Source organism: Algibacter pacificus (assembly GCF_008033385.1).
In the GTDB taxonomy this organism is placed as follows: Bacteria; Bacteroidota; Bacteroidia; order Flavobacteriales; family Flavobacteriaceae; genus Algibacter; species Algibacter pacificus.
The window spans coordinates 88,243-102,499 of the sequence record NZ_VOGY01000013.1; the positions used below are offsets into that span (position 1 = coordinate 88,243).

Below are 14,257 nucleotides of genomic sequence, written 5' to 3' on the forward strand. Positions count from 1 at the left end.
GTTTCTTTGCCGAAAGAAATAAAACAAAAATTTATCAAAATTAAAAACTCATGAAAAAAATAATCTTACCTCTTTTAATGGTATCAACTTTAGTATTTACAGGTTGTTTACAAGATGATGACACGCCTATTATAATTGAAGAAACGACTATTACTAACAACTACACTAATGATGGTGATAATGACGGTGCTGGATATGAAACCATTACTATATCAGGTGGTATAGCACTTGATACTAGATGGACGGCAGATAACGTATATGTATTAGATAGAAAAGTAGTTGTACAAGAAGGTGTTACACTTACCATTGACCCAGGAACCATAATTAAAGGTACGGCTGGTACAGGATCTTTATCTTCTGCATTAATTGTTGCTCGTGGTGCAAAATTAAACGCAATTGGTACGGCTTCTGCTCCAATTATCTTTACTTCTGCAAGTGATAACATCGAGCCAGGTCAAACTGCTGGAACAAACTTAGACTCTAATAACAGAGGACTTTGGGGTGGACTTATCATGTTGGGTAGAGCTACAATCTCTGTTTCTGGAGATACAGGTCTTGCTAACATAGAAGGTATTCCTGCTGATGATACATTCGGTTTATACGGTGTAGACTTAGAAGAAGGAGAAACCTTTGATGATGAAGATAACTCTGGTACTTTACAATATGTTTCTATCCGTCACGGTGGTGCTTTATTAGGTGAAGGAAACGAAATTAACGGATTAACACTAGGTGGTGTTGGTAGAGGTACAACAATTGACAACATTGAAGTTGTTGCTAACGTTGATGATGGTATTGAGTTCTTTGGTGGAACTGTAAATGCTAGCAACATCTTTATTTGGGCGCAAGGTGATGATGCCTTAGATATTGACCAAGCTTACTCTGGAACTATTACAAACGCTGTTGTAGCCTTAGGAGAAGCATCAGATCACGGTTTAGAAATAGATGGTCCTGAAGGATCTATTAATGGTGAATTTACTATTAACAATTTAACCTTAATAGGAAATACAACTACAGCTAATGGTGAGTATGCCGATTTTAGAAGTAACGCTCAAGGACACGTAAAGAACGTATACGCTTACGGATTTAAAGCTTCATCTGATGTTGAGTTAGATAACGATGGTGTTGCAGAAAACTATAATGCTGGTAAAATAAGCTTAGGCACTTGGGAAATTGTTTTACCTACAGGTGTTACAGATGTAAAAAGCATCTTTAAAAATGACGCAGACGTAGAGGTTTCTGGTTTTGGAGATTCAGCATCAGCTGTAACTCTAGGAGGTAACTCAACTGGAGTTGGAGCAAATACTTCAGCGCTTAGCTGGACGTATGCTAATACTGCTGGAGGTTTCGGCTTCTAATCTTAAACTTATTTAACCAAAAATAATACTACTGCTCACTAGGTGAGCAGTAGTCTATTAAATCTCATATATGAAAAATATTTTAATAGTTCTTTTTCTGTTAGCATTTGGATTATTTAATATTGCCAACGCACAAACCGGAATTTTAGCCGGTAATGTTATTGACGGCGATTATAATAATGAGCCTATGGCATTTGCCAATATATTAATTAAAGGAACTACAACTGGTACTACTTCAGATTTTGATGGTAAATATCAACTCGATTTAGATCCTGGAACGTATACTGTAATTTTTTCTTTCGTAGGCTATGAAACTAAAGAAATTAGTGGTGTCGTTATTAATAGTGGGCAAACAACAGATTTAGATATTTCATTAGCGTCGAATTCGCTAGACGAAATAGTAATAACAACAAGTGTTAGAAAAAACACCGAAAATGCTGTATTACAATTACAGAAAAAGTCGGTAACATTAATGGATGCCATGTCGGCTCAAGGGATTAAAAAAACAGGGGCTGGTGATGTTGCTAGCGCCGTAAAAAGTGTTCCTGGAGTTTCGGTTCAAGGTGGTAAATACGTTTATGTAAGAGGTCTAGGAGACCGATACTCAAAATCTATTTTAAATGGTGTAGATATCCCAGGGTTAGACCCAGACAGAAACACCGTGCAAATGGATGTATTCCCAACCAATATTATAGATAATATTATTGTGGTTAAATCGGCTGCTGCCGAATACCCTGCAGATTTTACAGGAGGTATTGTGGATATTATTACAAAAGACTTCCCAACAAAAGCAGAATACTCGATATCTTTAGGTGCGGCATACAATCCTGATATGCATTTTAACGATAATGCACTGACTTATGATGGCAGCGATACCGATAAGTTTGGTTTTGATGATGGCACAAGAGATTTACCAATTAACCGTTACCAAAAAATACCTGGTACGTTTGAAAATAAACTCTTATTACATTCTTTAACAGACCGATTTGAAAAACAATTAAAAGCAGACACCTTTACAAATGGTGCTAATTTTGATTTTGGTTTTACATTAGGAAATCAATATACCTTAGAAAACGATAACAAAATAGGTTACCAAGCAGCAGTATCATACAAAAACGACGTTACTTTTTATAACGAAAGAATTGATGGTCGCTATACAAGACGTGTGACTTCTGGAGCAAATGACATCTATGAATTGGATGCATCAAGAACAAGTGTTGGCTCGGAAAGTATTAACAATGTATTATTAACGGGATTAGCTGGTATTACATACAAAACCAACCGTTCTAAATTTAAAGTAAACATATTACACATTCAAAACGGAGAGTCTACATCAAACTTTTTAACGCAACAAAGTAATACCAGTGGTGGTGTTGGTGCTTTTGAACCCCTTGTAAAAGACGGTTTATTATATACCCAACGCTCTATTACAAACTTATTAGTTGCGGGTTCTCATAACTGGGGCGCAGATAATGATTGGGATTTCGACTGGAAATTTTCGCCAACCTTTACAGGTGTTTACGATAAAGACCATAGAATTACACCATTTCAAATTAGTGACGATGGCGACTACTTTATCTCACCAAGTGCTTCAAGTTACCCATTACAATTATGGAGAAACTTAACCGAAGAAAACTGGTCCGGTAAAGCCGATTTTAGCAAGAAAATCACCGTATTTGATAGACCTGGCAAAATTAAGTTTGGAGGATCGCACAATTACAAGTTTAGAGATTTTAATGTAGATCAATACTCATTCACTTCTACTAACGTAATTGTACCAAACGGAGATTCAAACTTACTATTATCAGAAGGCAACCTTTGGACACCTGAAACTGGAGAAGGCACTTACTTAAATGTTGAAAATGCTTTTGAGCCTTCAAATTCATACGAAGGTGAGCAACAAGTTAGTGCAACTTACTTTTCTATAGAACTTAATTTATCAGAAAAGTTAAAAACCATTTTAGGTATTCGTACAGAAAATTATATTCAATACTATACGGGTGAAGAAAATGACGGAACAGCTTACAAGAGAGCAAAGATTTTAGATAAGTTCGATGCGTTTCCTTCTGCTAACTTAATTTATGCTTTATCTGAAGATTCTAATTTAAGAACATCGTATTCTAGAACCACAGCAAGACCTTCTTTTAAAGAAGCTTCTAGTGCGCAAATCTACGATCCTGTTACAAATGATACCTTTTTAGGAAATGCATTTGGTAAGTTTGACTCTAATGGCGAATTAATTTACGATCCTATTAGCCCAACGTATATTAATAACTTCGATTTAAGATATGAAATCTTTAGAGAAGAAGGACAAATGATTGCGTTTAGTGCATTCTATAAATCGTTTACCGACCCTATAGAAATTGTATTTATGCCAAACACCAGTTCGTCATCTCCGCAGTTAACTGTTGCTAATTTAGGGGATTCTAAAATGTATGGTGCAGAGTTTGAATTTCGTCAAAACTTTGGTTTTTTAACTGAAACTTTAAGACGATTAACATTTAATGCAAATGCATCTTACACAAAATCTGAACTTCAAATGTCGGATTTTGAATACCAATTACGTACCGCCGCTGGTGTAATAAGAACAGGCGAAACCGTTGATAGAACTCGTGATTTACAAGGCATGTCACCATTCTTAATTAATGGTGGGTTTAATTACGATTTTGAAAACACCGATATTAGAGCAGGTATATTTTACAATGTTCAAGGAAAAACTTTAGAAATTGTTGGTAATGGCTTCTTTCCAGATGTATATACTAAACCATTTCACAGTTTAAACCTAACGTCTAATTTTAAATTAGGAGAAAAGAAAAGATCTGCAATAAGTTTTAAAGTAAACAATCTTTTAGGAGAAGAAAGAGAAAGTGCTTTCCAATCATTTAAAGCACAAGATCAAATATTCTCATTAAGACAACCTGGAACAGAGTTTTCACTTGGATACTCTTATAAGTTTTAATTAAAGACAAACATCTTAATAAAAGCAAAAACGCCTAAAACATAATGTTTTAGGCGTTTTTTATACACTAAAAAGTTTGCCATTTATAAAGTAGCAACGTTATTTTCATAACTAACAACTTTTTTCTTTCCATCAATAAAGTGAATCCATTTACCAACCTTTTTACCTTCTTTATAATAGGCTACAGTTGTTTTTTCTCCTGCTTCATCAAAGCTAACCCATTTTCCATCCAATTTTCCATCTGCAGTAAAAGACCCTATTTGGCTAACTTCTCCATTATCATGGTAATATACAGCATCTACTTTATTCGTTTCTTTATTTAAAGTTAACGATTTTTCTTTCTGAGCAAAAGTCATTGATGTAAACAATGCTATTGCAATAATTAATATATTTTTCATTTTATACGGTGTTTTTGTTAATACTTCCTATGCAAATATACAACATAATTTACATTTACACAACATTTACATAACATTAATTTAACATTGGAACAATATATAACTGATAAACAGTCTTTTATACACATATAAATTCATAACATTATTAATAATTACTTAATATTAGCGTTACATTAAAATTACCTTAATACAAGATATTTGTAGATGTCCTTGGACAATTATTAGCAATTCATTTAATCTATTAGTTTTTGTCGACTACATTATAATGATTTCTAATAGGACTGCCTTAAATTAAGGCAGTCTTTTTTGTTTAAATTTAACGATAAGGAAACATTAACTTAACATTAGTATCAGTTCTTTGCAGCGACAAAAACTAATACTACATATGAATTGCAAACTTACCCTTCTTGGGGTATTGTTTTTTGCAATAACCTCGCTACAATCTCAAGAGATTAACTCGGGGGAATTTGGCAAAGGACTATTCAACATTGTTGGAAAAGATAGCTCTTGGACTATGAAAATAGGATTACGAGTACAATTACAAGGTGCCTCAATTTGGGCAAAAGACCAAAAAAACGAGACTACTTTTTTAATTAGACGATCAAGATTAAAATTTAAAGGCTTTACTTTTAGCCCAAAACTTAAGTACAAAATTGAATTAGGCTTATCCAACCGAGACCAATCTGGAGCTTCGGTATTTACCGGTAATGCACCTCGTTATATTTTAGATGCCGTATTAATATGGAATTTTTACCAAAACTTCGAACTTTGGGTTGGGCAAACAAAACTTCCTGGTAATAGGGAACGTATAATTTCTTCAGGCAATTTACAGCAAGTAGATCGCTCATTACTTAATAGCCGTTTTAATATCGATCGGGATTTTGGCGTACAATTACAACATCGTTTTAATATTACAGACCAATTTATAATAAAAGAAATAATTTCCTTAGCTCAAGGTGAAGGCAGAAATGTAACTACCGGAAACTTAGGCGGGCATCAATACACAGGCCGCTTAGAACTCTTACCTTTTGGTGATTTTTCGAACAAAGGCGATTATAAAGGTGCCGATTTAAAACGCGAAAAAACACCCAAATTAGCCTTAGCTGCTAGTTACGACTATAATAACAATGCTGTAAAAACAAGAAGCAACCAAGGTTCCTATATGGAAACTGACACTGGTTTTTTTGAAACTAACATTACAACATTATTTATAGATGCCATGTTTAAATATAAAGGGTTCTCTTTTATGGCGGAATATGCTGATAGAACTGCCGACAATCCCTTTGCCAGCAACTCCGATGGTACTTTAACAGGAGATATTCTTCAAATTGGTAAAGGAATTAATCTGCAATCGGGCTACTTACTTAAAAGTAATTGGGAATTTTCGGGCCGATATACTAACGTAACCTTAGATAAAACCGTCACCAATATTAATTCAGAAAAGCAATACACGCTTGGAGTTTCAAAATATATTGTTGGCCAAAAATTAAAAATTCAAAGCGATTTAAGTTATTTAAACATAGCAAACACTAACAACAAAGTAGTATATCGAATACAATGTGACATACACTTTTAAAGAAATAACATTAACATAACACATTAAATCTATATAGTCATGATATTTGCAACCTTATTTCAACCAAACACTATGGATAACATCTATTTATACATGATTATAGCCCTAGCCATTCTTGCTATAGCAGATTTGGTAATTGGCGTTAGTAACGATGCCGTAAACTTTTTAAATTCTGCTATTGGTTCCAAGGCTGTTTCTTTTAAAACAATCATGATTGTTGCTAGTTTAGGGGTAGCTATAGGCGCCGTATTTTCTAGCGGAATGATGGAGGTTGCCAGAAAAGGGATTTTTAATCCTGGTGAATTTATGTTTAATGAAATCATGATCATATTTATGGCCGTGATGATTACAGACATACTACTTCTTGATTTTTTTAATTCGGTAGGCATGCCAACATCTACAACAGTATCTATTGTGTTCGAATTGCTTGGTGCTGCAGTAGCTATTGCCTTAATAAAAATTGGTCATGACGGAGGTACTTTTAGTGATGTGGTACACTATATTAACACCTCAAAAGCTACCGAAATTATATTTGGAATTTTACTCTCCGTAGTTGTCGCATTCTCTGTGGGAGCCTTTGTACAATGGGTTTCCAGATTACTTTTATCGTATAATTTCGAAAATAAAGCACCATGGGTTGGGGCCTTATTTGGTGGCTTCGCTTTAACGGCCATTACCTATTTTATTTTTATGAAAGGGTTAAAAGGAACATCCTACGCTAAACAATCATTTGATATTCTAGACGGGCACACTATGAGTGATTTTTTGGAGTCGCAAGTTGTTCTTATTGTATTAGTGAGCTTTGTTTTATGGTCACTATTATCATTAACCGTTACCACGTTACTTAAAGCCAATATATACAAACTTATTATTGTAGTAGGAACTTTTGCACTGGCTTTAGCCTTTGCAGGAAACGATTTAGTTAACTTTATAGGGGTACCTATTGCGGCTTACAATGCTTATTTAGAATGGACTACTTCTGGTATTTTAGCGACCGAATTTCCTATGGACGTTTTGGCCGAAAAAGTACCAACCAATAACTGGCTATTATTTATTGCTGGGATGGTTATGATTTTAACCTTATGGTTTTCATCAAAAGCAAAAAATGTGGTAAAAACATCATTAGATTTAGCGAGTCAAGGTGAAACAAAAGAACGCTTTGAACCTAACTTTTTATCCAGAGGTTTTGTTCGAGGTGCCGTATTAATGTCTCAATTATCCTCATATTTATTACCAAACAGTATTCAAGCTAAAATAGATAAACAGTTTGAAGTTCCAGTAATCACCGTATCGAAAAACAAAACCATAGAGTTGCCAGCATTCGATTTAGTTCGTGCCGCTGTAAACTTAATGATTGCAGCCGTTTTAATTTCAATTGCAACCTCCTATAAACTACCACTTTCTACAACTTACGTTACGTTTATGGTAGCCATGGGATCTTCACTCGCCGATCGAGCTTGGGGAGCAGAAAGCGCAGTTTATCGTGTTGCTGGAGTAATAAACGTTATTGGCGGATGGTTTTTTACTGCCTTTAGCGCTTTTTCTGCCGCAGCCTTAGTTGCCTACCTATTAAACTTGAACATCGCTGTAATGTTCCCAATATTGCTACTAGCGGCTCTTGTTTTACTTATTAGAAGTTCACTACTTCATAGTAAAAAATCTAAAGAAGTAAGAGCTGAAGATAGCTTAATAAAAGCCGAAAGCAGCTCTGTACAAGGCGTTATTCACGAAAGCGCAGGTAATATAGCCAACGTAGTTAATCGTGGAAATAAAATTTACACAAACGCCATTAATGGTTTAGCTAAACAGGATTTAATATCGCTTAAAAAGAACAAAAAACAAGTCGATAAACTATCGGTAGAAGTTGAAGATTTAAGAAATAATATATTCTACTTTATTAAAAATTTGGATGAATCTAGTCTTGGAGCTAGCAATTTCTATATCAATATTTTAGGGTATTTACAGGATATGACACAATCGCTAGAATACATTTCTAAAGCGAGTTATAAGCACATTAATAACAACCATAAGAAATTAAAATTTAATCAAATTAAAGAATTAAAAGAAGTTGATACCTCTCTAGAAATTTTATTCAACAATACCACAACAGCATTTAATTCTCGTTCGTTTGAGCAAATAGGAAACATTTTAAGCAAAAAAGATGAAATCTTTAATTTGCTATCCGAAAAAATTCAAAAGCAAGTAGACCGCACAAGAACCGAAGAATCGAGTCCTAAAAACACTACGCTTTATTTTGGTGTATTATTAGAAACTAAAGATTTACTAAAGGCTACCATGAGTTTGTTAGAAGAATACCATAACGCCCATGATGCGTCTGTAAAACCGGCAACCATTTCTCATCCTGAGGAAGAGGAATAACAAAAACCAATAATTATTATACCGAAAAAGCATCTATATTCTAGGTGCTTTTTTATTTTTACAATGAATTGAAAATTAAAATTTATGATATCGACAAATGAATATTTTGATGGCAACGTTAAATCTTTAGCCTACAGCTCTGCAACAGGGAAATCGACTATTGGTGTTATGGAAGCCGGAACCTACGAATTTGGCACCTCTACACACGAAACTATGGTGGTTATTGAAGGTGAAATGAATGTTAAACTCCCAAACGCTTCCGAATGGAAAATTTATAAAGCAGGAGAATCGTATACTATTGATGCGAATGAAAAATTCCAAGTAACCGTAAACGAACAAACGGCTTACTTGTGTCAATATAAGTAAGATTGAAAAATTAAATACATACGTAAAAAGGTCGACTAAAAATTACTCTTTAGACGACCTCTTTTTTAGATCTATACTAATAACTATTAATCTGTTTTAGTAAGACCTAATACAAAATTTAAGCGGCAATATCTATTCCTAGAGAATCAACTCCTAATATTTCATCAATCAAGTTTAAAGATGCTTTTACCATAGAATTATATGTTGGATTACCATCAGCATACATCAACTGATTAGAAACATCTATAATAGCCCTCATACGACTACGATCTTTCATATAAAAAGTTTTGGATTCTCCGTTATAATTGATTAAAAAGGATATATCATCAACTTCATATTGATTAATGAAACACAGCTTATCATATTTATTCAAACTAGAAAAAAACATTTGAAATAGCTCTTTTTTAACCATTGCTATTTCACTAGCCGACTTCTTCTTAAAATTAAGTTCTCTTACTTCATTATCGCTACAAATGGTGAGAACCTCATCCCATAATGCTAATTGAATATCCTTCTTAAGAATATTATCAATTAAACGCACTTTCTTAAGAACTCCGTTATTAATAAAGTTAGACAAATAATTATAATTTAAAGCTGGCGTCATTACTACCTTATAATCTTCGTAACCTGATACTTTAAAAAAAGCTTGAAAACCTCTTTCAAAAATTACTTTAGCACCATGATTGGCTTTGTTTTCAAAAACAATATATCCGTACTTTGAATTTTTAGGAATATGGCATAAAGAAAACAACGATCTAGTTTGAAGTTCATCTGTTTTAACCTTGTGAAGTAGCCTACTGGTTACAGCGTTTCTTACATCAAACTCATCTCCCGTATAAGCAGAGTTAAATTTGGTAACCAAGACCCTGTCCGTTCTTAAGAAATCTATACTCGCATTAAGAGAAAAAACCCTTTTACTACCCTGGTTGTCAAAATATTCAATCTTATTATTTTTTAATGAATAGTAAAATCGATTACACACATCTAACAAATCGTTTTCTCCATTAAAACGACTTAATATTTGTTCATCATTGGCTTTGTTAACGAGCGCCACTCGATAAAATGATAACTTCATTTTGATTTTGAAATTATAGCTCTTGTATTATTTATTAACAAGAGCCGTTAATAATTTAATTATTCATGAAAACCCTTACTAACATTAAGGTTTCACGAATATTCTTTTTTTGTAGAAATCATTAACTTGTCGGGATGAAACTAATTTTGTTTCTTTGAAGAAGAAAGTAAGAGATTTTAATCTCATATTATTTTTTACAAAATAGGCGTAGGAACCAATTATTGTTTAAAACATGCCAAGAGGGATATTTCACGATGTCCCTTTTTCAGTACTTATCTTCAGCATTCAAATACACTACATAAATTTATTTATTTTTTTAAAAATCACACTTATACCACTGTATATCAACAGCTTATACTTACTTATTTTTCTTAAATTAAGAACTAAAAAAAGCACCTTATTTTAATAAGGTACTTTCAATATATATGTAGTCACTAATTACCCTTCGCAACTTTTACATTCTTTCTTTTGTTTAAATTTTTGTGCCGCATTCATACTGTGTTGGTAATAAAGCGATTTAACACCCAATTGCCAAGCCGTAACATATATTTTATTAATATCCTTAACAGGCATATCTGGATGCACCATAATGTTTAAGGATTGTGCTTGATCTATATGGTTTTGTCTGTTTGCCGCCTGGTAAATAATCGTCATTTGGTCGATTTCAGAATAGGTTTTAAAAACGTCTCTTTCGTGCTCTGTAAGCTCTTCTTCTAAATGCTGAACAGAACCATCATTATCACGAATTGATTTCCAAATATCATTCGTATTTAATCCTTTTTCTTCTAAAAGTTCTAGTAAAAACGGATTTTTAATAGTCGTTTTAATTTTAGCAATATCTTTTACATAACTATTAGACCAAATAGGCTCGATACCTTGAGAAACTTGTCCTAAAATAAATGCTGAAGATGTTGTTGGTGCAACGGCATTAAGCGTTGTGTTACGTCGGCCATAGCCTTTTAAAACTTCCGGCTCACCGAATAACCCTGCTAATTCTTCAGATGCTTTAACCGATTTTTCTTTAATAGTTCTAAATATTTCACTATTTAAATCGAAGGCTTCCTGACTATCGAAACTCATCATTTTAGATTGTAATAAAGAGTGCCATCCTAAAGCGCCCATACCTAAAGCTCTATTTTCTTTAGCAAAATTATAAGCCTTTTCCATAAATAGGAAGGTTTGTTTATCATCTCTATTTTCAGAATCTCTATACGCTTCAAGTTTCGTAATAAACTCTTCTAATACCGCATCTAAAAAGTAGACCATCGTTTCTACAGCATCGGTATCTTTCCATTTATCGTAATGCAATAAATTTATAGAAGATAGCACACAAACAAAAGACCAACGATCGTTTGTAGGTAGCATAATTTCAGAACACAAGTTACTGGCGTAAATCTCATGATTTTTATCTTTATAAACATCTGGTGCATTATTATTTGCATTGTCTCTAAAGAAAATATAAGGATATCCTATTTCCCCTCTACGTTGCAATACTTTTGCCCAAATAGCACGTTTATCTGTATCACCATCAATCATTTCTTGCATCCATTGGTTACTTACTGTAACACCATGGGTTAATTCTTGAATTGGATTACCCTCTGTTCCTATTTCTAAAAACTCGTGAATATCTTGATGCTCGATTGGTAAATAAGGTGAAAAACGTCCACGACGTACAGAACCTTGACTCACGACATCGACCATTTTTTCGAAAAGTTGCATGATGTGAACGGCTCCTGAAGACTCGCCGTTATTTTTAACAGGCGCCCCTCTATGGCGTAATTTCCCGAAATACCCCGATGTACCACCACCAAGTTTAGACATCATTCCAACTTCCGATTGTGTATAAAGTATATCTCCCATATCATCAGAAATATGAGACCCAAAGCAGCTAATTGGTAAGCCACGACGCTTGCCAAAGTTAGACCATACCGGTGAAGCTAAAGAGAAGTATCCCTCTGCCATATAACCATAAAATTTATCGGCAAAGCCATCAATTTTTAAAATTTGTTCGGCTCTATCGGCTATTTCTCTAATTCTACTTTCAGGAGTTGCACCTTCCGTAAGGTATCCAGATCCTAAAAATTTACGACTATTTTCGGTTAACCATTTTATTTCTGGTTGCTTTCCTATTTCTTTCCTAGCCTCTTTTCTAGCTTTAATTAAATCATCATAATTAGATGATTTAGCGTCATTATTCAAATTTACTGCTGCTTGGTCTTTGGTCTGTTTGTTCATATTAAAATAGGTCGTCGCTGGTTATACTTTTTGTTCTTTTACTATAGTTTATAGAGCGTTTCACAAAGAAATCGCCATGTTTGGTTCCAATAATTTCGTCGTCAAACCATTCGGTTTTTTGTATTAATTCTTCATTAATTTCGAATACTTTTTCTATACCAATACTTTCTAAGGAGTTGTTAAATCTGTTTTTAATAAACTCGTTAACCACATTCTTTGGTAAGAAATCTAATTCCCCATCCTCAAAAATCCAGTCTACAATATCACTTTCCGAATTGAAAGCTTCTCTACATAAGGTTCGAATGAGTTCTTCATGGTCATTATCAAACCATGTTGGGTTTTCTTCTTTTATTATCTTGATAAGATCGATACCAAAATCACCGTGAATCTGTTCTTCCTTCGAAGTGGCTTCAACCACATTTGAAACGCCTTTAAGCATATTTTTATGCTTATTAAATGCCATGATTATTAAAAACTGAGAAAACAAAGACACATGTTCTATAAATAAAGAAAAAAGTAAAACAGATTCTGCATAATCCTTATTATCTTCACTTTTAGCGTTTTTTAAAGCCGTTTCTAAATAATGAACCCGTCTCATTATAACTGGTTTTTTCTTTAGGTTTTTAAACTCATTATTAAGTCCTAAAATTTCTAATAAATGAGAATAAGCATCTTGATGGCGTACTTCGCTTTCAGCAAAAGTAGCACCTACCGATCCTATTTCTGGTTTCGGCATTTTATTATAAATATCTCCCCAAAACGTTTTTACAGCAACTTCTATTTGAGAAATAGCCAACATGGTATTTTTTATGGCATTTTGCTCAATTGGTGTTAATCTTGTTTTAAAATCTTGAATATCACTAGTAAAATTAAACTCGGAATGAATCCAATAGGAATGACGAATAGCATCTACATAATCGTTAAGTGCTGGATATTCATAAGGTTTTAAATTAATTCGCTTTTCAAAAATATTAGTTTTTCTACTTCTTGCTTGCTCATTTCTGTATAAAATGTATGCTTTTGCTACATCATGAAAGGCACTTTCCATTAATTTATCTTCAACAAGATCCTGGACTTGTTCTACATTAGGTAAATAATCGATATCCTTTTCTTTTCTCTCTAAAAGCGCTTTTAAAACTTTTACCGCAATAATTTCAGCGTCTTCTTTACTTCCATTTCCAACCGAAATCATCGCTTTTTCAACGGCATTAGAAATTTTACTTAAAACAAAAGGGCTTGTTTCGTAATCTCTTTTTATAATTTGAGTAATCTCCATAATAATCTTTTGTTAATAGCTGAATAGTCATTTGAATAATATTACTAATCCAAAATTCTATTAATAAATCTGTAAAATCGTGTTATATTTTTCTATTAGAGAAATAAAAAAAGGCATGTTTTGCACCATTTAACTCAATACATAAAGTATAAATATTTTTGCTTTTTTTGCCGAGAACAAAGATTGACATTTGTTGCTTAAAATGAAAGTGTATTTTATAAACATTGTCAACAAGTTTTTAACAATTTCATATTCCTTCAAAAAACAACTGGTTTTTTTACACCATTCTTATTTTACTGAATGTCAAACCATTATAAATATAAAAAAACAAAATTTAGCACATAAAATCATCTTGTAAATTTCACGTTAAACCCCTTATTTTACACTTGCTAATACTGAATTTCAACCATTAATTTACAGGTGAATTTGACTGTTTTTTTTAAGCTTAAAATTTAAGTTTACCATTTTAAATTTTATTAAAAACAAAATATTTAAGCTACTTTTTTTATTTTTTATTCGGAAATTATTTTCCTAAGTAAATTTCATTTTAACAAAATTTACTTTGCTTTTTTTGAACACGAAAAAGGTTGCTTTCAAAAAAAAGCAACCTCCGCATACATATAATTTTAATATGTTAA

At 33.0% G+C, this 14,257-nt stretch carries 9 protein-coding genes; 5 read left to right on the forward strand and 4 right to left on the reverse strand.

Going from position 1 to position 14,257, the window contains the following annotated elements:
• Positions 1 to 50: 50 nt before the first annotated feature.
• Both FQU21_RS15305 and FQU21_RS15310 read left to right on the forward strand, forming a co-directional pair.
• Entirely contained in the window at positions 51 to 1,355 is a 1,305-nt protein-coding gene (locus tag FQU21_RS15305) for a hypothetical protein (RefSeq protein WP_147678884.1), read from the forward strand.
• A gap of 70 nt (positions 1,356 to 1,425) precedes the next feature.
• Positions 1,426 to 4,314 (forward strand): TonB-dependent receptor, encoded by a 2,889-nt coding sequence (locus tag FQU21_RS15310; protein WP_147678885.1) that lies wholly within the window; start codon positions 1,426 to 1,428, stop codon positions 4,312 to 4,314.
• A gap of 83 nt (positions 4,315 to 4,397) precedes the next feature.
• Here FQU21_RS15310 and FQU21_RS15315 read toward each other — a convergent pair whose 3' ends face one another.
• Positions 4,398 to 4,712, reverse strand: coding sequence for a toxin-antitoxin system YwqK family antitoxin (locus tag FQU21_RS15315; protein ID WP_147678886.1), 315 nt, complete (start codon positions 4,710 to 4,712; stop codon positions 4,398 to 4,400).
• Between the two features lie 385 nt (positions 4,713 to 5,097).
• Between FQU21_RS15315 and FQU21_RS15320 the strand changes: the two genes are divergently transcribed.
• The 3 genes from FQU21_RS15320 (at position 5,098) to ppnP (ending at position 9,033) form a co-directional block, all read left to right on the forward strand.
• Positions 5,098 to 6,288: a porin gene (locus tag FQU21_RS15320; RefSeq protein ID WP_147678887.1), complete on the forward strand. Its 1,191-nt coding sequence runs from the start codon at positions 5,098 to 5,100 to the stop codon at positions 6,286 to 6,288.
• 72 nt (positions 6,289 to 6,360) lie between these two features.
• A complete protein-coding gene (locus FQU21_RS15325) occupies positions 6,361 to 8,667 on the forward strand; it encodes an inorganic phosphate transporter (RefSeq protein WP_147678916.1) in 2,307 nt (768 codons plus the stop codon).
• 84 nt (positions 8,668 to 8,751) lie between these two features.
• Positions 8,752 to 9,033 carry a pyrimidine/purine nucleoside phosphorylase gene (ppnP, locus tag FQU21_RS15330; RefSeq protein WP_147678888.1) on the forward strand — a complete coding sequence of 94 codons (282 nt, stop codon included), beginning with the start codon at positions 8,752 to 8,754 and terminating at the stop codon, positions 9,031 to 9,033.
• Positions 9,034 to 9,151: 118 nt separating this feature from the next.
• Here the strand turns inward: ppnP and FQU21_RS15335 are convergent, their stop codons facing one another.
• From FQU21_RS15335 to FQU21_RS15345, 3 genes are all read right to left on the reverse strand, one after another.
• Positions 9,152 to 10,087: a hypothetical protein gene (locus FQU21_RS15335; protein WP_147678889.1), complete on the reverse strand. Its 936-nt coding sequence runs from the start codon at positions 10,085 to 10,087 to the stop codon at positions 9,152 to 9,154.
• Positions 10,088 to 10,546: 459 nt separating this feature from the next.
• The gene (locus FQU21_RS15340) at positions 10,547 to 12,343 is read right to left on the reverse strand and encodes a ribonucleoside-diphosphate reductase subunit alpha (RefSeq protein WP_187269399.1); all 1,797 of its coding nucleotides are present in this window, start codon (positions 12,341 to 12,343) and stop codon (positions 10,547 to 10,549) included.
• A 1-nt stretch (position 12,344) separates the two neighbouring features.
• On the reverse strand, positions 12,345 to 13,619 hold the full coding sequence (locus tag FQU21_RS15345; protein WP_147678890.1) for a ribonucleotide-diphosphate reductase subunit beta: 1,275 nt from the start codon (positions 13,617 to 13,619) through the stop codon (positions 12,345 to 12,347).
• Positions 13,620 to 14,257 lie beyond the last annotated feature (638 nt).